Below are 22765 nucleotides of genomic sequence, written 5' to 3'. Positions count from 1 at the left end.
TCATAAAGAATAATTGTATATTAAAAACACACAAGAAAAATGCCTCTAGATATTATATAATTATGTAAATGGTAAGAAACGTGGAGTTCCATGTACCTCCGTCTTCACCAATACGTAGGTGTTTAATTTCATTAATCTTTATACAAAAAAGGAGGTACCGCCTTGGTATCATCGAAAGACGTCGCAAAACACGCAGGCGTATCCCAAACTACTGTCTCTCGTGTATTAAATACGCCAGAATTTGTTAAAAAACCTACCCTTGATAAAGTGATGAAAGCAATTGACGAGTTGAACTATATACCTAATGCTCATGCGCGGTCACTTGTCCAAAATAAAACAAATACAATTGCTCTTTTATCCGGACCACTGCACAACCCATTTTTTGTTGATACAACTTCCGCGATTATAAATTATTCTAATGAAATGGGGTACCGGGTTAACGTACAGTACGTAAACGATCATAAATTACCTGAAGCATATGCGACTGCTTTTGAAAATAAAGTGGATGGTATCATTCTATCGTGTATTTTGATTGATGATCCAATATTCGAAAAGCTTAAACAAATGGATATTCCATTCATTACTTACAATCGAAAGCATAAAAAAAATGAAAACTTTGTTGAAATTGACAATTTTCAAGCTGGATATTTATCGGCACAACACATGATTGAGCTAGGTCATAAAACCATTGCATGGGTTGGCGGACCTTTGACAGTCAGTTCATTTAACAACCGATATTCTGGATTTCTTCAAGCAATCAAAGATTATAACCTACCATTGTCTGAACAATATATCTTCAATACTGATACTTCTAAACAAGAAATTTCAACTGCTTTTCATTGCCTAATGAAACTGAAGCATCGTCCTACCGCCATTTGTACTGGTGCGGATTCTTTGGCATTAAATTTATTAGACGATGCCATTAGTGAAGGTTTCAAAGTACCCGATGACCTAAGTATTATTGGGATTGATAACGTAGACATTAGTCAGCATGGATTGATCCAACTGACGACTGTAGGCAGTATCTCACAGCAAAATCTAGGACTCTTGGCAATCTCTGAATTAATTGAAATGATCGAAAATAAAAAAAATGATTGCATTAAAATAACTGAACCTGTTAAAATATTCAACAGAAGAACAACTAGAAAAATAGAAAATAAACAATAAGGTTTGTTTTTCTATTTTGCTTCAAAATGAATACGTAACCATTTTAAATGGTACATAACCTAATATTCTTTCAACTTTTCACTAAGAAGGTAAGGTTGAAAGAATGAATTTACTTTTCACAAAAATGGTTACGTATTCATAAGTGAGTATTACAAAAGGGGTGTTATTTTCACTGAGATTTGAAAGGGGTTACAACCAAAAGGGGGAAAAATGATTTATGAAATGGAAAAATCGTCGTCATGGGGATGAATCACCATTCATGCCAGCAGGGCCTTTTAAGATTAGGCTGCCTTTTATTCATTACCGGTTTGAATGGCCAGATTATGTTCAAGGTCTATTAATGTGTGCAGTTGACTTGGGGGCTATTACTCTATTAGGCCAACATTTGCACATGCCATTTGAGGTTGCTTTAGCTGTTGTTGTATTGAACGGGCTATTGTATTTATTTCACCATATACTGGGCGATCCTGTCATTCCGGGGTGGATTACACCGGCGGTTCCGCTGATTGTCTTGTTTGTTACTCAATTTCCTGAGGGTCCGGATCGGGTTTATGCTCTGATTGCGTTTCAGTTAACATTAGGAATTTTATCTATTATTCTAGGAATAACGGGCTTAGCCAGTAAAGTAGTTTATATGGTTCCAAATGCAATTAAAACAGGAATCATTCTTGGAGCGGGTATTGGAGCCATTACTTCTGTTTTTGGAGCAGGCGGCCAATTTGAAAAATTCCCGGTCACCATTTCGATTTGTATCGGATTTGCCTTTTACCTTACTTTTTCAAAGTCATTTGAACGCATTAGAAAAAATAATAAAGGATTTTTATTCACTCTATTAGGTAATCTTGGCATTCTTCCGGCCATTTTTCTCGCCGTTATTGTTGCCCCTCTATTTGGAGAAGCAAACTGGCCTGATATTCAATGGGGATTTAGTAAACCAGATTTTTCGACCCTGTTTGCGGAGTACACTGTTTTCGGATTAGGATTTCCAGCGGTAGCCTTTTTTCTAAAAGCAATCCCTGCCGTGCTGGCTACGTATCTGGTGGTATTCGGTGATGTTCTTAAAACGAAAGCATTGCTTTCTGAATCCGATGCAGTTAGAACCGATGAAAAAGTGGATTACAATCCAAACCGGGCCCATTTAATTTTTGGCGGCAGAAACACATTGATGAGTATCATTGGTCCTGATATTACCATGTGTGGTCCAATGTGGGCCGCGATGCAGGTGGTCGCCATTGAACGCTATAAAGAAGGAAAAAAAGCGATGAATTCCTTTTTTGGGGGAATTGGATCTTTCCGTTGGGGTACAAATACGGCCCTTTTATTATTGCCAATCGTCAGCTTAGTTCAGCCGATTCTAGGTGTAGCTTTAGCTTTGACATTGCTTGTCCAAGGTTATGTAAGTGTCCGGATTGGGATCATGCAGGCACGGAGTCAGCGTGATTTAGGAATAGCCGGAATTGTGGCTGCCCTCCTTGTCATCAAAGGTGCTGCATGGGCATTTGCAGTTGGAATCCTGCTTTGCTTCTTAATTTATGGTAAAGACTTCTTCAAAGGAGAAGTTGATGCTACATTCGTCAAAGATTCCTTGGATTCATCTAAAAATGAAGAAATGAAAGAGGTAAGTTAAATGAAAAAGCAATATTACGTAAACGGTGATTGGAAGACTGCAGAGAAATTTGCAGATCTCCACTCTCCATACTCTAAAGAAGTAATCGCTCAAATTCCACAAGCAACACGTGAGGAAGTAGACCAGGCAATTGACATCGCCTACAACACTAGAAAACAAATGGAAGAACTGACAGCCTATGAGCGTGCAGCGATTTTAGAGCATATTGCCCAACTATTCATTGAGAATCGACAAAAGGCCGCTGAAATTATCTCGTTAGAAGCAGCAAAGCCAATGAAATTCGCCTTAGGGGAAATCGATCGGACCATTGAAACCTATAAATTTGCAGCGGAAGAAGCTAAACGTTTAACAGGAGAAATGATTCCAATGGATGCAGCGAAAAACGGAGCCAATCGCTTCGGTTACACGATCGAGCAGCCACTTGGAGTCATTGGGGCGATCACACCATTTAACTTTCCGCAAAACCTGGTAGCACATAAAGTGGGACCTGCGATTGCAGCCGGTAATACAATCGTTCTTAAGCCTGCGTCACAAACACCACTTTCAGCCCTGTTTTTAGCTGAATTAATTGATCAAACGGCTTTGCCTAAAGGTGCCTTTAACGTGATTACGGGTAGTGGCAGAACCGTGGGTGATACATTGGTTACCAGTGACAAAGTAAAAATGATCACATTCACAGGCAGTCCTTCTGTAGGCATTGGGATCCGCAACAAGGCTGGTTTGAAAAAAGTCGCCCTAGAATTAGGCTCCAATGCAGGTTTAATTATCGATAAAAATGTTGATTTGTCCCAAATCGTTCCTAAATGTGTTGCTGGAGCTTTTTCAAACCAAGGTCAGGTTTGTATCTCATTGCAACGTACCTATGTAATGGATGAATTATTTGATGAATTTATTGAGCAATTTACAGCTGCTGCAAAGCAGTTAGTCATTGGCAGTCCGCTTGCAGAAACAACGGATATTTCCGCGATGATTAATCCTGATGAACAAGAAAGGGCGTTAAGCTGGGTACAAGAAGCTGCCCAGAACGGTGCAGAAATTGTGACAGGCGGCGTGATTGAAAATGGAGTCTTTTTGCCAACGATTTTAACGAATGTAGACTCTGCTCTGAAAGTATCCTGTCAGGAGGTTTTTGCGCCGATTGTAGTGGTAAATCGTATTTCATCTGTTGAAGAAGGCATTGCAGCCATTAATGACTCCAATTATGGACTGCAAGCAGGGATTTTCACAAATGATATTCAAACAGCATTCAAAGCTTCAAAAGAGTTTGAAGTTGGCGGTGTCATGATTAACGATATCCCGACTTACCGTGTTGACCAAATGCCGTACGGAGGCGTAAAAGAAAGCGGAACGGGTAAAGAAGGATTAAAATATGCAATCCATGAAATGACTGAAACGAAGCTTGTCGTTTGGAATCAAAATTAAGGAGTGACCAAGATTGTCTGAAAAAATTACTTTTACACCACTTAGTTATACTGGATGGGATTCGCTAGCACACCTTTTAGATGAAGTAAAACGCTTTGATGTGAAAAAGATTCTTGTCATAACCGACCCATTCCTAAAAGACATTGGATTGACAAATAAAGTTGTGGAACCGCTTGAAGAAGCAGGCTATGAAACAGAAATTTATACCGATGTTGTACCTGAGCCTCCATTGGCAATCGGTGAAAAATTGGTTGCCTACACTCGTGATCATCAATTCGACATGGTCATTGGAGTAGGTGGGGGAAGTGCGTTAGATTTAACGAAGCTCGCAGGAGTATTAGCTTCCCATGAAGGTAAAGTAGAAGACTATTTAAACTTAACTGGTACGAAAAAGATTACGAAAAAAGGTCTTCCTAAGATCTTAATTCCTACAACGTCAGGAACCGGTTCAGAAGTGACGAATATTTCCGTTTTATCACTAGTAACAACTAAGGATGTTGTAACGCATGACTACTTATTAGCTGATGTAGCTATTGTGGATCCTGCTTTAACGATTTCCTTACCTCCAAAAGTAACAGCAGCAACAGGCGTTGATGCACTTACACATGCGGTGGAAGCTTATATTTCTAAAAATGCGAGTGTGGTGTCTGATGCGTTAGCATTGCAAGCGATCCGCCTAATCAGCAACTCGATTCGTACAGCAGTATCGAACGGTCAAGACAAACAAGCTCGTACAGATATGAGCTACGGAAGTTACCTTGCAGGTCTTGCTTTCTTCAATGCCGGGGTTGCTGGTGTTCACGCATTAGCTTATCCTCTCGGGGGCCAATTCCACATTGCACACGGTGACTCAAATGCCGTATTGCTCCCATATGTATTTGGCTATATTCGCCAAAGTTGTGAAAAACGGATGAAAGATATCTACGATGCAATGGGCTTTAGTTCTGCAAATCTTTCACAAGAGGAAGCATCATATAGATGTGTAGCCGAATTAAAAAGATTAGTAGAAGATGTAAATATTCCATCTTCTTTAAAAGGATTTAAAATTGCTGAGGATGCACTTGAAAGTTTAACAAATGATGCGGTTGAGCAAAAACGTATTTTAGCTCGTAGTCCAATGAATTTATTAAAAGAAGATATCTATACCATTTATAAAGCTGCATTTGATGGCGTAGTTGTTGAAAAATCGAGAGATAGTAAGATTGCAGTCCATAACTGAAGATACTAAGGAGCATTCGAGCAGGGTATGAAGAGGTTCCTCAAACAGCAGTGCAATTTAATTTGCACTGCTGTTTTTTTTGTGAAAAAAATTGATGAATAGTACAACTTGTTTTCTCAAACAATATAGAAAAAAAAGGTGGTTATTATATTGTTTGACATGTATTTAATTTTGTCTGGTTTGGTTTTGTTAATATTGGTAGGAGGACTACTATATACACTAACAACTGGAAGATTTGTAACTGCAAGGCAAAGCGAGTTTGATGCCGAAATCAATGAAAAGACTCGAAGCCATCCTATTTTGCTAAATCCCGTTTTTCTTGCCTATGTTGTTGGAATTGGGCTTGTAATTTTATTCATTTTATATCATGCTTCTCGTATTTGAAAAGCTTTGGAAAAAAGGTGTAAAGCTCTCACACCTTTTTATTTAAAGCAGCTATATAGATAAATATTTATTTCATTCCGCTAATCAATAAATCTTAGCGGAATTTTTTTATTTTCAAAATAGTGCTGTTTCTCGGCTACCACTATCTCTAGTTCACAAAAAAGTCAAAAAAAATATTTTCCATTACCCTAACTATTTCCTTTCCTTCTATCTATATAAAGGATGAATGAATAAATAAGAGGTGACAGGATATGTGCGGTTGGGTGAAATTATATCGGGATGTGCTGGAGACTGAATTGTGGAAAGAAGTTGTTCCGTTTCGACTATTTTTGCTGTTGTTAATGCAGGCATTCCGGGAAGATGAAATGCGGGATTCCTTTAAAAAAAGGGCAATACATCAGGGCGTATTCGAAACTTGTAGAAGACCTTGGGTACCGGGAAGGCAGAGGAGAGAAGCTGTATTCAAAAAGTACCATTAAGCGGGCTGCTGATAAACTAGTCAAAAAAGGCTTGATCGCCAGAGAAGAATTAAGCATCGGAACTTTATTTACCGTGCTGCGGTATGAGGACATTCAACATGGCGGAAATATTGATTTTTTTTGCCCTCCCATTCGCGGAACGATGATGCAACAACCGGGAAACGTGCACGAAACGAATGTGCAACTAAATCAAGAAAGAGAGAATAAAGAGAAAGTAAAAAATGATGTTAATCAGGAAATTTCCCTCCAATCGGGAGGGAAATATGAATCGAGAAAGAATGCCATCACGGAACGGTTTATTACACTTCGAAACCGGGGCAGGCTCTTGTCTGCAAAGGACATAAATGCCTTGGAGAGAGTGGCTACGCATAATATTCCGTTAGAGAAGATTCTAGACTGGATGGATGAGACGTATTTCAATTACATAAAGAATACCCCAAATGGAACAATTAACAGCATGGTATATTACGAAACTGCAATAGTAACACGAATACATAAAAGTAAAGAGAAAAATCATAGTAAACCTGAAACGCTGCAGGAAAGAATCAAGCGCCTAGAAGAACAGGGACGAATTGGTAAGGGGTGCCAGTGATGGATCATATGGAGGCAAATCAAATCCTAGAAAAAATTGAATCTATCTATACCCAGTTTAGAATAAATGATGAAGCGATCATTCTATGGATAAAAACCCTAAGTGGAATGGATTACAACCGGGTACTGCAAAAACTGATGTCGTACATAGCAAAAAGCCCGTTCCCCCCCACCATTTCAGATATTGCTGCTTTTTGTGAAAAAAGAAATCCATTTGCCGTAAGATGAAACAATGGGAACAGGAAGGGAGTGAACGAATTGAACGGGACGAACAATATGCAGTCAGGAAACCTTTGCCAGAGTGGATATTATGCCGATGAACAAACGGAACTACTTCAGGCAGAAAATATGGTTTTGGGGGCGGTCTTTTTGGAGCCGGCCATCATACATGAACTTATTCTGGAACCAGAACATTTTTTCCAGAGAGGTAATCAGATCATTTTTAAAGCAATGTTGGAACTTCGACAGCAAGAGCGGATGATTGATATGATTACGATGCTGGATCAACTAGGTATTGGGAAAATCCAATCCATTGGAGGCATCAGTTACCTGTCCCGGCTGTCTGGTACATGTCCGTCGGCTGCTAATGTCGAAGAGTATCAAAGGATCATGCTGGAACATTATAAAAATCGAGAGTTGAAGCGGGTCGCAGCTAACTTTTTATATAATGGAAGTATGGAGGACGCGGAACGCTTCTACCAAACCTATATCAACATGCAAGAGCTCGGCCGGGTGCATAAGGATACGAAACAGGATACCATTTTGGATATTTACAATGAATTGTATGAAGACCATGGTGACCTTCAGGGAATCGATACGGGGTTTGTTTCGCTTAATCAAATGACAAGTGGGTGGAACAAAGGGGATTTAATTATACTGGCTGCCCGGCCTTCAGTAGGGAAAACGGCTTTTGCTTTGAACCTAGCCATGAATTGCTGTAAAAAAGGCGGTGTTGTTGACGTGTTTTCCCTTGAAATGCCTAACAAGCAGCTAGTTAAACGGATGTTAAGCAACCTAACGGGAATAGATAGCGCCAAATGGAGGAATTCTTACCGGCTTTTTACGGAGGAGGACCGTGCAAAAGCAACGACAGCGCTTGAGATTTATTACAAATGGAATTTCCAAATCGATGACCATGCCCAACAAACTGTTTCCAACATCCGTGCAAAGATCCAAAAGACAAGGCGGGAATTTCCAGACAGCGATTATCTTGTCGTGATCGACTACCTTCAGCTAATTTCTTTAACGGGGAAACATGACCGTCATGATTTGGCGATTGGCAGTATCACGTAGGAATTGAAACGGATTGCTAAACAATATCAGGTTCCGATAATACTATTATCCCAATTGTCAAGGGGAGTGGAACAAAGAATGGATAAACGCCCCCGGATGTCTGACCTCCGAGATTCTGGCAGCATCGAACAGGACGCAGACGTGATTATGCTCCTTTACAGAGATGAGTATTACAATAAAGAAAATGAAGAAAACAAGATTATTGAAATTGAGATTGCAAAGCAGCGAAATGGCCCGGTTGGAACGGTTAAGATGGTGTTTGAGAGGGAAGTCGGAGTGTTTGTTAATGTGAATATGACGACTTAAAATCGGTTGTAAAAAGGAGAGTGAAAGATCACTCTCCTTAAAGTCTATTGTTATTAATTAAGTTACACGCTTTATTAATTTATTTACCAGTTAACACAGCCTTCTTCAACTTCAAGTCGAATCGGTCAGCATTCATTACTTTCACCCATGCTGCGATAAAGTCGCGCACAAACTTCTCTTTGTTATCGTCCTGAGCATAGACTTCTACAATGCCCCGAAGAACAGAGTTGGAACCGAACACGAGGTCTACTCTCGTTGCTGTCCGTAATACTTTACCTGTCTTGCGGTCACGTCCTTCATATACGCCTCCCTCTACAGGAGTCCAAGCTACTCCCATATCGAGCAAGTTAACAAAGAAGTCGTTAGTAAGTGTGCCAACACGATTAGTGAAAACTCCGTGTTTAGTACCTCGGTAGTTAGTACCTAAAACACGCATACCGCCAATAAGTACTGTCATTTCTGGTGCAGTAAGGTTTAAGAGTTGGCTCTTGTCTACCAGGAGCTCTTCTGGACTTACACTGAACTGCTGCTTCTGGTAGTTACGGAACCCATCAGCAACAGGCTCCAATACTTCAAAGTTTTCCGCGTCCGTTTGTTTTTGTGTTGCATCGCCGCGTCCAGGAGCAAAAGGAACCGTTACATCAAAGCCCGCATTTCGTGCAGCCTTTTCTACCGCAGCACTTCCACCTAGGACAATCAAATCGGCAAGACTGACTTTCTTATCTAAAGTACTTTGAATGTCTTCGAGTACATGAAGTACTTTGGCAAGCAGCTCCGGCTGATTCACTTCCCAATCCTTCTGTGGAGCAAGACGTATGCGGGCACCATTAGCACCTCCTCGCTTATCCGATCCGCGGAAGGTACTGGCGGATGCCCAAGCAGTGGTGACCAATTCGCTTACTGTAAGTCCTGAGTTCAGGATTTTTTCTTTCAGCGCTGCTACTTCTGAATCGGATAATTCATAATCAACAGTTGGTACAGGATCTTGCCAGGTCAAATCTTCTTCAGGAACCTCTGGACCAAGATATCTTGCTTTAGGGCCCATGTCACGGTGAGTAAGTTTGAACCAGGCACGGGCAAACACTTCGGCAAATTCTTCTGGATTTTCATGGAATCGGCGGGCAATCTTTTCGTATACCGGATCATGACGCAATGCCATATCGGCGGTGGTCATCATCGTAGGTACTTTAAGGGATGGATCTTCTGCATCGGGTGCAAGATGTTCCTCTGCAGGGTCTACCACAAGCCACTGCCATGCACCTGCAGGACTCTTTGTAAGCCACCATTCATAGCCAAACAAAAGATCAAAGTAACCATTATCCCACTGGGTCGGATTAGCAGTCCAAGCACCTTCAATACCGCTGGTAATGGTATCACGGCCTTTACCACTGCCGTTTGTGCTTAACCAGCCTAAGCCTTGCGCTTCAATCGGAGCCGCTTCCGGCTCTGGACCTACAAGGGCTGCATCCCCTGCACCGTGCGCCTTACCAAAAGTATGGCCGCCGGCTATTAGTGCCACTGTTTCTTCATCGTTCATTCCCATACGTGCGAAGGTTTCGCGAATGTCACGAGCGCTTGCAAGGGGATCTGGTTTGCCATTTGGACCTTCGGGGTTCACATAGATAAGCCCCATTTGTACGGCAGCAAGTGGGTTTTCCAGATCACGATCTCCTGAGTAACGATTATCACCCAGCCATTCTGTTTCAGTACCCCAGTAAATATCTTCTTCTGGATGCCAAATGTCAGCGCGTCCTGCTCCAAAACCAAATGTCTTGCCACCCATGGATTCAATCGCAACATTACCTGTTAGAACAAACAAATCAGCCCATGATATCTTGTTTCCATACTTTTGCTTAATTGGCCATAGCAGTCGACGGGCCTTATCAAGGTTGCCGTTATCCGGCCAACTGTTAAGAGGAGCAAAACGTTGGTTACCCGTTCCAGCACCACCGCGGCCATCGCCTGTCCGATATGTACCCGCAGCGTGCCAAGCCATACGGATAAAGAATGGTCCATAATGGCCATAGTCAGCAGGCCACCAATCTTGACTGTCTGTCATGAGCTCTTGGAGATCTTGCTTAAGCGCATTATAGTCTAACTTTTTAAATTCCTCTGCATAATCAAATTCTTCTCCCATAGGGTTCGATTTTCTGTCATGCTGATGGAGAATGTTTAAGTTTAACTGATTTGGCCACCAATCTCGGTTTGACGTACCACTAGATTTTGTACTAGTAGCGCTGCCGTGAAACGGGCACTTTCCAATGTTACCATTTTCTTGCATTCGTTTTACTCCTCCCTCATTGTATAAATTTAGTAGAGAAAAATTTTCCTCTAGAACTCCCAAACTGGAAAAATATCCCCCAAATATAATTTTATTAAACTATTGTTTATTTTGAAAGAAATATCTTCCTGTGAGAATAATATATGATTGCAAATGAGGGAAAAATGTCATTTCTTTTCAACTACTGGTGCAGGCTTTCAATTCATGATTAAAATAGGAATGTCCCGGTAAAATGATTTGCAACTCTTTTAACAAGGAGCAAGATGAAAGAAAGGGAACCGACATCCTGCAAGAATCCAAAAGAAAAGGCAGGAATTTCCAGACAAAGAATATCTTGTCGTGATCGATTAACTTCAGCTAATTTGCATAACGGGGAAACATTAACGTCATGATTTGGCGATTTCAAGTATCACAGACAATCATGGAACCTAATATAGGGTAAGCCGTTTTTGTTTACCATCTTACGATAATTCCTTGCCTTTTCGGTTGTTTGAATTGGTTTACCGTTTTTTTGGTGCAAATACTAAAACAAGATCATTATAATCAGAGCCAAATAATAATTTATTTTGTAATAGCTAACCAGCCTTTGAATTAAAAAATGGGAAAGCAATCACTTGACAGAGCATATCGAATTAAATACAATATTTCTAGAAATACTGAAATAAGGATTGCTGAAAGGAGGTTTTGATCGGTGAATGATGATATTGCAGTAAAAGTCTATAAGGCACTAGGTGAATCGACTCGTTTACAAATCGTAAAATTACTTGCAGGGCAATCAGAGTTAGCTTGCTCGGAAATGGCAAATCAATTAAAAGTGCCTGCCAATTCAACATTGACACATCATTTAAAGCCATTACTCGATTGCGGATTATTAGCCGTTCGCAGAGAGGGAACCTTCAGATATTACAGTTTACAACGAGAAGTCCTTGCACAATACGCTCCCGCTTTACTTTAATGTTAAAGCGGATTAATTTTTAAATTAATTTCAGTATTTATAGAAATACCGAATAAATGAACGGGGGGGAAAAAATATGGCTCAAATTATCAAAGAAACAAATTCGTGGGGAAATTTAAAAAATGGTTTAATGTTAAGAAGCATCTTTATACATTAATTTAAAGCATTAGAATAGAAAGAAGCTTAAATAGCTTCTTTCATTTTTGTTATCTATTTCAGTGTTTATGGAAATATAGTAATTAATTATGATAATGAGGAGGAATTTTGACATGTCAAATACAGCTAAGATTTATATTTTAGCATTAATAAGTTTTTTAGTTGGTACATCACAATACATCATCTCAGGTATTTTGGATAAAATGGCAGATGCTCTAGGAGTGTCAATTGCAGCGGCTGGTCAATTAATTACGGTCTTTTCATTAGCCTATGCCATCGGTACACCTATATTAATGGTATTAACGGCTAAAATGGAAAGACGTAAACTACTGATTTATACGTTATTTGTTTTTATTGTAGGAAATTTACTTTCAGTGATTGTTCCAGGGTATGGATTATTTTTAATTGCCCGCATTATTATGGCTTTAAGTACAGGTGTAGCGGTCGTTACAGTTTTAAGTATCGCAGCAAAGATTGCACCTGCTAATAAAAAGGCAAGTTCAATTGCAACAGTTGTAATGGGATTTACCGCATCATTAATCATTGGTGTTCCTATTGGACGTTTCATTACATCTACGTATGGCTGGAAATTTGTATTTATTGGTATCGCATTATTAGTTTTACTTGTCATTTTTATTGTTTTAAATACAATACCAAAAATGAATGGTGATGCTTCAATCCCTTTAACCAGACAAATTGCTATGTTCAAAAAACCAAAAATTGCTTTGGCATTATCAATCACCTTTTTTTTAATGACAGGGTACGGGATTATTTTTACTTATTTATCTCCATTCCTTGTAAATTCTGTAGGTATGAGTGAGCATCTTTTAAGCATTACTTTACTTGTTCTTGGAGTTGCGAGCTTATTTGGTTCTAAACTAGGCGGATTAAGTGCAGATAAAAGAGGCGTAATTTTTACATTAAAAAGAGGGTTACTTGTAAACGTAACATCTTTAGTCGTGCTGTCATTCATATCACATTCAATTATTGCAGTATTTATTATATTGACAGTCTGGTCATTTGCAGGCTGGTCATCAGGTGCAACTCAGCAATATAATTTAGCAACGATATCACCTGAATCCTCAGATGTGTTACTAGGTCTAAACCAATCGATGATGCAATTAGGTTTTGCGGTTGGGGCAGGTTTAGGTGGAGTAATTGTGGGGCAAATATCATTATCTTCCATTACATGGTTCAGTTCGTTAAGTATCGTGTTTGCAAGTATTACAACATTTGGTTTATCACGTTTTTTAAATAATAAAAAGGAAGTCAATCAAGATTTTGGGGAACAACTCCGAGCTTGATCAAATTGTCGCTTTTTACCCTAAACTATGGGAAAAAGTTATATCATGGTAGTAAATCAATTCTAGTCAAAAAAGAGGGGAATATTCTCCTCTTTTTATATAGGTAATGAGTTTACGCAGAGATTAACGATTTTTATTCTTGAACGTTTATATCCTTTCTACTTGTATAGTTTAAATTTGAAAACTACAAATATAAGTTAAAAAAAAAAATTGTGGGTGAATTTTACCTATTAATTTAAATTTAATATTAAATTTTTATTAAAGGTTCTTCAAAATCAAAAAATTCAACGAAATATTTCTGGGTTTTTGATCTGTTGACAGAGAGATTCTAAATAGTAAAATAACTATTATTTAAGTTTTGTCTGATAATATTAATAATTAATCTCAATTTATTAGATAGAAATTGAATGGTGAATTTTGAAAGGGGATACATAATTTTGAACTCAAAATATCTAGATTTACTTGTCCAAAAATATGATTGTGAAGAAAAAGTAGTAACTGAAATTATTAATCTGGAAGCCATTCTAAATTTACCAAAGGGGACAGAACATTTCGTCAGTGATTTACATGGGGAGTACCAAGCTTTTCAACATGTGTTAAGAAATGGTTCAGGGAATGTAAAAGAGAAAATCAGGGACTTGTTTCAAGATGTTTTATTTGAAAAAGAAATTAATGAATTTGCGACATTAGTTTATTATCCTGAAGAAAAATTAAAATTAATGAAAAATCATTTTGCCAATGAACAAGAATTAAACCAATGGTATATAGTAATCATCGAGCGGATGATAAGGCTTATTTCTAAAGCTTCCTCCAAATATACACGTTCGAAATTACGAAAAGCATTGCCGAGTCAGTTTGTCTTTATAATAGAAGAGCTGCTATACAAAACGAATCAATCTACAAATAAGGAGCGATATTATACAGAAATTGTCCAGCAGATCATCTCCTTAGGTCAGGCTGATAAACTCATAACAGGGCTTGCGTATACAACTCAGAGATTGGTTGTCGATCATCTTCATGTAGTTGGGGATATTTATGATCGTGGACCCGAACCTGATAAAATCATGGATACTCTGATTAATTATCATTCCGTTGATATTCAGTGGGGAAATCATGATGTACTATGGCTAGGAGCTTTTGCTGGTTCAATGGTTTGTCTCGCTAATATCATTCGTATCTGCGCAAGATACGACAATCTGGATATTATTGAAGATATATATGGAATCAATCTCAGACCCCTGCTGAATCTTGCGGAGAAATACTATGAGGACAATCCAGCTTTCAGACCTAAGGTACATTCAGATAAGAAACAATCTGAACATGAAAAATTACAAATAACAAAAATTCATCAAGCAATTGCGATGATTCAGTTCAAACTCGAAATGCCTATTATAAAGAGACGCCCGTATTTTAATATGTCAGAAAGGCTTTTGCTTGAGAAAATTGATTATGACAAGAACGAAATAACGATTTATGGGAAAACCTACCCTCTAAAAAATATTTGCTTTGCAACGGTAAATCCAGAGCAGCCGGATCAATTATTAGAAGAAGAAAAGCAGGTTATAGAAAGATTATTATTTTCAGTCCAGCATTCAGAAAAGCTGGCTAGACATATGAATTTCCTTATGAAGAGAGGGAGTCTGTATTTAAAATATAACGGCAACCTATTAATACATGGCTGTATTCCTTTAGATGAAAAAGGGGATATGGAAAAAATGGTTATTGAAAATAAAACTTATTCAGGTCGTGATTTACTTGATGTTTTTGAACATTATTTACGGCATGCTTTTGCACATCCCGAAGAGACAGATGATCTTGCGACAGATATGGTCTGGTATTTATGGACAGGAGAATATTCATCACTCTTTGGTAAAAGAGAAATGACAACTTTTGAGAGGTACTTTATTAAGGACAAGGCAACCCATAGAGAGAGAAAGAACCCATACTACCATTTACGTGAAAATGAAGAAATTTGCCGCAAAATCCTAACAGAATTTGATTTGAATCCTGACCAGGGTCATATTATAAATGGCCATACACCTGTTAAAGAAATTGAGGGAGAAAATCCAATTAAAGCAAATGGTAGGATGATCGTGATTGATGGAGGTTTCTCCAAAGCTTATCAATCAACAACAGGTATAGCAGGATATACGTTACTGTATAATTCCTACGGTATGCAATTGGTCGCCCATAAGCATTTTAATTCAAAAGAAGAAGTTCTGCTTAACGGGACAGATGTTTTATCCATAAAAAGATTGGTGGATAAAGAATTAAAGAGAAAAAAGGTTAAAGAAACGAATGTTGGAGAGAAATTATTACAGGAAATCTCTATTTTAAATAGTCTGAGAGAATATCGCTATATGAATTGACACCATCAATTAGGATTGTTTGATAAATTGGGGAGAGGGGCCTATTTCTATTGGAGTCTTCTCTCCTTATTTAGGTTGTTCTGTGAACTGGAAAAGGTTTCAAAAAATCACGGAAATTGTTCCATTTCATGCGACACGAATTCGAGTTTTGAAAGAATCGTTTAATTTAAATCTAAAATGTCATTATTGATATCAATTATTATCGTTCATTTATTGGTAATTAATGTTTATCTTTTTTCTCATCTTTTCGGTATTTCATTTGGTCCCATTTGGCTGCCAATGTTGTCATTGATTCCGGGATTCTTCAATGGATTTGTTATTCGTTTATAGGACCCGTTTATAATTTTCCTCAGTGATCTTATGAATGTTTTTATAAACAAAAATGTTGAACCAAATAATAAGATGTGATATAGTCGTTTTATCAAAAATGACTAAAATACTAAAACGGTCAACAAGTAGTGGATATTTTTTTAGAATCAAATGACCAAATGAGAGTATTAGTCATTTTAGGCAAAAAAACATATTTTAGGGGTGAACAACATGAAAGCTTTTGCAAATATGAAAAGCGAATTTCTGAAAATTATTCGTACGCGCACATTGCTTATCGCCATTATCGGTGTGATGATAATTCCTGTGCTATACAGCGCAACCTATTTGTGGGCATTTTGGGATCCATATGCCCATTTAGACAGAATGCCAGTGGCGATTGTCAATAATGACAATGGCGCCAGATACAATGGAGAGCAGTTGACCATTGGCAAGGATTTAGTTGATAACTTGAAAGAGAAGAAAACATTTAATTGGGACTTTGTCAGTGAAAGTAAAGCAAAGCATGGCTTGAAGAATCAAGATTATTATTTAATGATTGAAATTCCTGAAGATTTTTCAAAAAATGCAACGACGTTACAAAGCACCAATCCTCAGAAATTAAATCTGGTCTATACCGTAAATGAAGGCAATAACTATCTATCATCGAAAATAGGCGATTCAGCCATTGAAAAAATTAAGGAAGAAGTGGCGGCCTCGGTTACGAAGACATATGCGGAATCCATGTTTGATAGTTTAAAGGATGTAGCTGATGGGGTGAAAAAAGCAAGTGACGGTGCAGGTGAACTTTATAACGGAATCGCCGAAGCCAAAGATGGTACCGGCAGCCTAGCAGAAGGAATTGCCACTGCTGACAGCGGTGCAGAAAAGTTAGCAAATGGCGCTAAATCAGTTGATTCTGGCGCCAAGACAATCAAGCAAAAACTTGAAACATTGGCAGCTAAATCGGTTGCTTTTTCTGATGGGGTAGTATCTGCTTCAAACGGTTCAGAGCAGGTTCATAACGGATTACAGCAATTTAATACTGTCCTGACTCAAATGAAAGACGGGAACACTAAGCTGTTAGCAGGTGCAAACCAAGCTGAAGCTGGCACAAAGCAATTGTCTGATGGCTTAGCGTCAGCTGAAGGAAGTCTGCCTGAACTAGAGAAAGGTTCAAAACAGCTTGCGGAAGGTTCTTCTCAACTGTCCACTTCCTTAGAACAATGGGGAGCAGGAGCAGTTAAAGCAAAGTCCGGTGCTGATTCGGTAAACCTTGGGCTGAAGCAATTGCTTGACCAAGTAACTGCCATGTCAGATAGTACGATTGATCCTGCCGAGAAGGAAAAATTGATTAATAGCTTGAACCAATTATCGGAAGGAAACCAGCAGGTCGTTTCTGGTGTAGGTGACTTGGCAAAGAGCGCCGGGCAAATAGAGCAAGGCTCTGATTCATTAGCAGATGGTGCAGATCAGTTAAACGAAGGACAGCAGAGATTGGCTAAGGGCATCAATCAATTATCAGGCGGGGCGAAACAGCTAGTAAATGGCCAAGGTCAGATAACTCAAGGTCTTGCCCAGTTTGGTGCGAATTTAGATGAAGCACAAAAAGGATTTAGTCAAATTGAAAGTGGCTCTAGCAGCCTTACAACCGGGTTAGGGCAATTGGCATCCAGCTCTGTTCTTATGAAAGATGGAACGGATAAGCTGGCACAGGGAGCGGCACAATTAACCACAGGTACCACTTCCCTTTATATGAGTGAAACAGACTTAAAGAACGGAATGACCAGCCTTGCAAGTGGTTCGACAGATTTAAAGGACGGAATGGCTAAACTTACAGATAGCTCAAAGGAATTGAGCAATCAATTAAGTGACGGGGCAAAAGATGCCAGTGATGTAAAGGCCAACAACAGCGTATATGATATGTTTGCAAAGCCAGTCAATGTTAAAGATTACAAAATGAATCAAGTTCCAAACTACGGAAGCGGATTGGCGCCTTATTTCTTGGCATTAAGTCTATTCGTTGGTGCTCTAATGCTTTCCGTTATTTTTCCAATGTTTAATCCAGCCACTGAACCGAAGAGCGGAATTAGCTGGTTTCTCGGAAAAGCCGGCGTTATTTTAGCAGTAGGAATTGCTCAGGCATTAATCGCGGATGCGGTGCTGCTCATGGGACTGGGGCTCGAAGTGAAGAGTGTTCCTTACTTTATTATGTTTAGTATCTTTACTAGCTGGACATTCATGGCCATTATTCATTTCCTTGTGGCAGTTCTTGATAATCCTGGACGCTTTATTGCTGTTATTATCTTGATCTTGCAATTAACATCCAGTGCAGGAACGTTCCCGATAGAACTTAGTCCGAAATTCCTGCAAACGATCAATCATTACTTACCGATGAGCTATTCGGTTTCTGGTTTTAGGGCGATTATTTCAACTGGAGACTTCGGTTTTATGTGGGAGAACATTGCGCATATTGCTATTTTCCTTGCATTATTCCTGGCTGCTACATTAACATTTTTTATAGCGAAATTTAAACGGCAGCAAGGGCATCTGTATTTACAGGAACAATAACTTTCATTTTTGAGGCAGGACCATTGTGGGTCCGCCTCTTTTTTATAGGTAATATATATTTGTTATTTAAATGACAAATCTTAACAAAATAAAAAGACACAAAAAGAGAAACTCGTGAACTTTTATGTTCACGAGTTTTAATGCTAATATCTTATTCAGCTGATTTTTGCTTTGGCACGAGAAGCATCGAGCTTCTTATTGATGTCTACGACGTCTTTATCTGAAAGTGGGTAAAGAGCCATAACAATCATCGAAACGATTGCAAGAGCTGCTGGAATCCAGATAGCTGTGATATTGATACCGGAAAGAGCACTAGCTGTTTGTTTTGCTGCATTTCCATCGAATCCGTATGCCGCAAGGAACCAAAGCGGAATAGCACCACCAAGAGTAAAGCCAATCTTGAAGAAGAGACCCATGATTGCGTTGATGATAGCAGCGTTACGTTTGCCAGACTTCATTTCACCATAAGAGACAACTTCAGGAACAAGTGCCCACATGAAACCAGTTGCAGAAGTAAGACCCCATTGCTTGATGAAAGTTGACACATAAGCAAGGAAAAGTGAATCGTGCATGCCATCTAACGACCATACCCAAGTAAGGATTTCACCAACAACAAACATCCCTAGGAAGAAATGGAAGAAACCCTTTTTACCAAAGATTTTCCTCAATTTTGGCCAAAAGACTGGGAAAGCGATACCAGGGATAGAGGCGATGAGACCTACTGCACCCATCCAGTCTGAGTGGTTGACCGTGTATTGGTTAAAGAATCCATTCACTGTGTTCATGAAGAACATGAAGGTGAATGCAAGCATAAAGAAGAAACCAAGAATAACGAGTGGTTTGTTGTTCTTCAATTCAAGGAACAAGTCGGTTGCTTTCACTTCTGCAGATTGTTTCGCAGTTGCGACAACGCGTTCTTTTGTGAGACGGTAGCAGAAGAACAAAGCTACAGCGCCAAGTATCATGTAAACCATGTAAACCCCAAACCAAGCGTGACTTGCAGATGCATCTGTATAAGTACCCATGTTGAGCTTAAGACCAAAGAAACCTGTGTCTTTTGGTGAACGGTCTAATGGGGCTGCCAATTGGACAAACATTGGAAACAATGTGTAAACCAAGAGGTTAGCAATGTTAGCCAGCATCATACGAGTAGTTGTGATTTTATCTACGGATTCAGGGTCACGTGTGAGTGATGCATTCAGTGAACCGTAAGGAATGTTAACCACGGAATAAACCAAGTCGAGCAGGAAGTAAGTGATAAAGGCGATTGGCACTGATCCACGAATGGCTGGAATTGGAACAAAGAGCATCGCTGCTAAGATAATCATTGGAATACCTGCAATCAAAAGCCAAGGACGATATTTACCGTTCTTGAATGTATGTTTATCGACGTAGGTACCAACCATCGGATCCCAGAATACGTTGACGATTCGGACAAACAAGAAGATGAATCCAGCTGCTGCTGTACCAATGGCATTAACGGTAGTAAGATAGAGAGCCAAAAATCCTCCGACTGTACCAAATACGAGGTTTTGGGCAAAGTCCCCAAGACCGTAACCGATACGTTCAGAAAGGCTGAGCTTATGATACTCATTTTGTTGAATGTTTTGTGTGTTTTCATTCATTAGTTGAACTGTTGATTCCCTTAAAGCCATATCACAGATCTCCTTTTCAGTTAAATTTCAAATCGATTTATCCGCTTACATTTTAGACATTGGTAAAATCGTCTATTTGAAAAAATGAGCCTCTCGATTTTTTATGAACAAAAAATTAAGGGTAACCGCTTTCAGCGATGGTAAAAAAATAGAAACCCTTTAAGCCAACCCATAAAAGTAGGTAAATACTTAATAAAGTGTATTAGTGCATTCATTACCTAACTAAAAATATTCCCATATAAGGAATCTCTTATTGGTTGAAAAATAATCATTTGCTCACTTAGGTTGTTTTCATAAATAAACTAACAATTAGTTTTAAACCAAATTTAATATATCCTATACAAACTTAAAATCATGAAAACTGTAAATATAGTGCGTTTAAAGCTATTTCACCTCTTTAACTAGTAAATTAAAATTTGAAATCGTCTACATTTTATCGTTTAAAAATCAAAAGCATTCACCAAACTTAGTTTGTTGATAGGATAAACTAAGTTGTGATTTAATGCTAACACATATTTTAAAAATGAACAATATATAATTTTACGAATTTTTGCGATATAATAAAAAACAATTAAATAAAGGAATAGGTAATTGGTTCGAATCGATAAATAAATAATGAGAGGAGGAGAGAGAATAAGTGGAATTAGTGGATCGAAACGATGTTAAATTGCATAGCCAAAAAGTTATTCTGAGTACAATTATTAAAAACTACCCCATCTCTAGGGCAAAACTCTCGGAATTAACGAACCTGAACAAAGCAACCGTTTCTTTGCAAACGCATTCATTAATCAAAAAACATCTCGTATCCGAAATTGGGATGGGAGTATCGAGCGGGGGCCGAAAACCTATATTGCTAGTTTTTAATAAGAATGTTGGATATGCTATAGGAGTTGAACTTGCGGCGAATTACATTTTAACAATTTTAATTGATTTAGAGGGGAATAAGTTTTTTTCGGACTATTTTGAATTTGTAAGCGAGTCAATGGAAGCGCTTAAATCAATTTTAATTGAAAGAATTAGGCTGGTTGCTAATCACGCACCGGAATCTCCGTATGGCATTATTGGAATCGGGGTTGGGGTTCACGGATTTGTTAATGAGAATCAAACGGTAGTATTTACTCCCCACTCAAATTGGGACAAAGTTGACATAAAAAATTTGCTGGAAGATCATTTTACCTTTCCTGTATTCATTGATAATGAAGCAAATGCCGGTGCATTTGGCGAGAAATTATATGGTGAAATCAAGAATTCTGATAATAGCATTTATGTAAGTGTTGGAACTGGCATTGGTCTCGGGATTATTGTAAATAACAAGCTTTACCGCGGATCTGATGGAGTTTCAGGCGAAATGGGACATATGAGTATTGAATTCAATGGAAAAAAATGCGGATGCGGAAACCAAGGATGTTGGGAGCTGTATGCATCTGAAAGTGCATTTTTCAAGAATCTTTCCAAGATAAAAAATGGAGCGGAAATGACACTCGAAAAGGCCAATAAGATGATTCTGGAAAACGATGCGGATATATTGATGGAAATAGAAAAATTGGGTCATTTATTAGGAATTGGTTTAACAAATATGATCAATACTTTCAACCCAGACGTGATTATCTTGAGAAGCAACTTGATTGAGGCTAATCCAATCATTTTAAAATCAATTAAAAAGGCGGTTTCAAAAAGGGTATCAAGGTATATACCGCTAAAAAATGAGATTTTAATTTCCAAACTCAATAGAAATGCTGCCGCCCTCGGAGCTGCTTCGTTTATGATAAAAAAATTCCTTTTGGATTCCAAGACTTTCAATTAATGAAAGATGGATTTGAGACCTTCACTTTCAGGCAATAGTGTTAGAACAAAAGACCTTGGAGGATATTAAGCCTTTTCAAGGCCTTTTTTATCCTCAAACTGATATTCAAGAAATGGCGCCCCTGCCTTTCTACAAAAGTAGGTGAAATGCGATTTTTGTACTTTTTGTCTCTGGTATGGGGCAGTAATTTGTTTCTAAGAAGAACCTAAAAAAGCCCTTCTTGTAGGGCTTTTTTGGGTTGATCCCTGTTTTAAGGTCAATGTTTATGCTTGAAAAAGGTCTATAGCAGCTGCCTTCTAGATTATGCATCTGTTTAAATAAGTGGTCTTTTTTCTTGCTTAATGCAGTTTCTTGTAATAAATGTTAGAGATTGCGCTTTTGTTTTTCGCAGGAGCCCTAACACCTTTTAGAATTAATCATATTTTGTATTGAATAGATGTAAAGGAGGTTATTAAATGGACGGTGTAGGAGCTGGTGGAGGTTTCGCATTAATCGTTGTATTGTTTATCCTTCTTATTATTATAGGAGCGTCCTTTATGGGCGGAGGATACGGCGGTTTTTATTAATTAAATAATAATCATTTAAAGGAGGGGATATATATGTTCGGATATGGAGGTTTTGGCGGTTGTGGCTGTGGCGGCTTCGGTTACGGGGGCGGCTTTGGTTATGGCGGAGGTTTTGCCTTAATTGTTGTCTTGTTTATTTTATTAATTATCATTGGAGCAACTGTCTTTTATTAAAGGGTGCATCCAAACTTATTTTTTTCAAATAAAAAAGCCCTTGATTTGGACTTAACCCCGTCAAGTAGACAGCTCTAAAAAGACTATGCAGCCATCGTGATCCGATATTCAACTGGAGCACGATGGTTTAGTCGTT

At 38.6% G+C, this 22765-nt stretch carries 16 protein-coding genes and 1 pseudogene; 15 read left to right on the top strand and 2 right to left on the bottom strand.

Going from position 1 to position 22765, the window contains the following annotated elements; genetic code table 11:
- Positions 1 to 162: 162 nt before the first annotated feature.
- The 8 genes and pseudogenes from PH210_RS00085 to dnaB all read left to right on the top strand — a co-directional run bounded on the left by PH210_RS00085 (position 163) and on the right by dnaB (position 8488).
- Positions 163 to 1167, top strand: coding sequence for a LacI family DNA-binding transcriptional regulator (locus PH210_RS00085; protein WP_289982139.1), 1005 nt, complete (start codon positions 163 to 165; stop codon positions 1165 to 1167).
- 217 nt (positions 1168 to 1384) lie between these two features.
- Entirely contained in the window at positions 1385 to 2794 is a 1410-nt protein-coding gene (locus tag PH210_RS00080; protein WP_289982138.1) for a hypothetical protein, read from the top strand.
- The gene (locus PH210_RS00075) at positions 2795 to 4216 is read left to right on the top strand and encodes an aldehyde dehydrogenase family protein (protein ID WP_289982137.1); all 1422 of its coding nucleotides are present in this window, start codon (positions 2795 to 2797) and stop codon (positions 4214 to 4216) included.
- 13 nt (positions 4217 to 4229) lie between these two features.
- Entirely contained in the window at positions 4230 to 5435 is a 1206-nt protein-coding gene (locus PH210_RS00070; protein ID WP_289982136.1) for an iron-containing alcohol dehydrogenase, read from the top strand.
- A gap of 150 nt (positions 5436 to 5585) precedes the next feature.
- A complete protein-coding gene (locus PH210_RS00065) occupies positions 5586 to 5819 on the top strand; it encodes a hypothetical protein (RefSeq protein ID WP_289982135.1) in 234 nt (77 codons plus the stop codon).
- Positions 5820 to 6179: 360 nt separating this feature from the next.
- A complete protein-coding gene (locus PH210_RS00060) occupies positions 6180 to 6890 on the top strand; it encodes a hypothetical protein (protein WP_289982134.1) in 711 nt (236 codons plus the stop codon).
- Entirely contained in the window at positions 6890 to 7117 is a 228-nt protein-coding gene (locus PH210_RS00055; protein WP_289982133.1) for a replicative helicase loader/inhibitor, read from the top strand. Before PH210_RS00060 ends, PH210_RS00055 begins: the two co-directional genes overlap by 1 nt.
- A gap of 48 nt (positions 7118 to 7165) precedes the next feature.
- Positions 7166 to 8488 (top strand): annotated as a pseudogene (gene dnaB / locus PH210_RS00050) (replicative DNA helicase).
- Positions 8489 to 8567: 79 nt separating this feature from the next.
- Here dnaB and katG read toward each other — a convergent pair.
- A complete protein-coding gene (gene katG / locus PH210_RS00045) occupies positions 8568 to 10769 on the bottom strand; it encodes a catalase/peroxidase HPI (RefSeq protein WP_289982132.1) in 2202 nt (733 codons plus the stop codon).
- A gap of 691 nt (positions 10770 to 11460) precedes the next feature.
- Here katG and PH210_RS00040 point away from each other — a divergent pair.
- From PH210_RS00040 to PH210_RS00025, 4 genes are all read left to right on the top strand, one after another.
- Entirely contained in the window at positions 11461 to 11724 is a 264-nt protein-coding gene (locus tag PH210_RS00040; protein ID WP_289982131.1) for an ArsR/SmtB family transcription factor, read from the top strand.
- Between the two features lie 269 nt (positions 11725 to 11993).
- Positions 11994 to 13184 carry an MFS transporter gene (locus tag PH210_RS00035; RefSeq protein WP_289982130.1) on the top strand — a complete coding sequence of 397 codons (1191 nt, stop codon included), beginning with the start codon at positions 11994 to 11996 and terminating at the stop codon, positions 13182 to 13184.
- A gap of 437 nt (positions 13185 to 13621) precedes the next feature.
- Positions 13622 to 15553: a fructose-1,6-bisphosphatase gene (gene fbp, locus PH210_RS00030; protein WP_289982129.1), complete on the top strand. Its 1932-nt coding sequence runs from the start codon at positions 13622 to 13624 to the stop codon at positions 15551 to 15553.
- A gap of 540 nt (positions 15554 to 16093) precedes the next feature.
- Positions 16094 to 18430: a YhgE/Pip domain-containing protein gene (locus PH210_RS00025; RefSeq protein WP_289982128.1), complete on the top strand. Its 2337-nt coding sequence runs from the start codon at positions 16094 to 16096 to the stop codon at positions 18428 to 18430.
- A gap of 155 nt (positions 18431 to 18585) precedes the next feature.
- Here PH210_RS00025 and PH210_RS00020 read toward each other — a convergent pair whose 3' ends face one another.
- Positions 18586 to 20085 (bottom strand): MFS transporter, encoded by a 1500-nt coding sequence (locus PH210_RS00020; protein ID WP_354669929.1) that lies wholly within the window; start codon positions 20083 to 20085, stop codon positions 18586 to 18588.
- A 637-nt stretch (positions 20086 to 20722) separates the two neighbouring features.
- Between PH210_RS00020 and PH210_RS00015 the strand changes: the two genes are divergently transcribed.
- From PH210_RS00015 to PH210_RS00005, 3 genes are all read left to right on the top strand, one after another.
- Entirely contained in the window at positions 20723 to 21889 is a 1167-nt protein-coding gene (locus PH210_RS00015) for an ROK family protein (RefSeq protein WP_289982127.1), read from the top strand.
- 455 nt (positions 21890 to 22344) lie between these two features.
- A complete protein-coding gene (locus PH210_RS00010) occupies positions 22345 to 22455 on the top strand; it encodes a YjcZ family sporulation protein (protein WP_289982126.1) in 111 nt (36 codons plus the stop codon).
- A 33-nt stretch (positions 22456 to 22488) separates the two neighbouring features.
- Positions 22489 to 22629 carry a YjcZ family sporulation protein gene (locus PH210_RS00005; protein ID WP_289982125.1) on the top strand — a complete coding sequence of 47 codons (141 nt, stop codon included), beginning with the start codon at positions 22489 to 22491 and terminating at the stop codon, positions 22627 to 22629.
- Positions 22630 to 22765: the final 136 nt, after the last annotated feature.

The sequence above is a fragment of the Paenibacillus sp. BSR1-1 genome, from assembly GCF_030403775.1.
Lineage (GTDB): Bacteria > Bacillota > Bacilli > Bacillales > Cytobacillaceae > Neobacillus.
This window is presented reverse-complemented; position numbering and strand designations above follow the sequence as displayed.

Bases quoted from the DNA above. Each gene is read 5' to 3' on its own strand.
- PH210_RS00080 (WP_289982138.1), top strand. From the start codon at position 1,385: ATGAAATGGAAAAATCGTCGTCATGGGGATGAATCACCATTCATGCCA.
- PH210_RS00075 (WP_289982137.1), top strand. From the start codon at position 2,795: ATGAAAAAGCAATATTACGTAAACGGTGATTGGAAGACTGCAGAGAAA.
- PH210_RS00060 (WP_289982134.1), top strand. From the start codon at position 6,180: ATGAAATGCGGGATTCCTTTAAAAAAAGGGCAATACATCAGGGCGTAT.
- PH210_RS00055 (WP_289982133.1), top strand. From the start codon at position 6,890: ATGGATCATATGGAGGCAAATCAAATCCTAGAAAAAATTGAATCTATC.
- katG (WP_289982132.1), bottom strand. From the start codon at position 10,769: ATGCAAGAAAATGGTAACATTGGAAAGTGCCCGTTTCACGGCAGCGCT.
- PH210_RS00035 (WP_289982130.1), top strand. From the start codon at position 11,994: ATGTCAAATACAGCTAAGATTTATATTTTAGCATTAATAAGTTTTTTA.
- PH210_RS00025 (WP_289982128.1), top strand. From the start codon at position 16,094: ATGAAAGCTTTTGCAAATATGAAAAGCGAATTTCTGAAAATTATTCGT.
- PH210_RS00020 (WP_354669929.1), bottom strand. From the start codon at position 20,085: ATGGCTTTAAGGGAATCAACAGTTCAACTAATGAATGAAAACACACAA.
- PH210_RS00010 (WP_289982126.1), top strand. From the start codon at position 22,345: ATGGACGGTGTAGGAGCTGGTGGAGGTTTCGCATTAATCGTTGTATTG.
- PH210_RS00005 (WP_289982125.1), top strand. From the start codon at position 22,489: ATGTTCGGATATGGAGGTTTTGGCGGTTGTGGCTGTGGCGGCTTCGGT.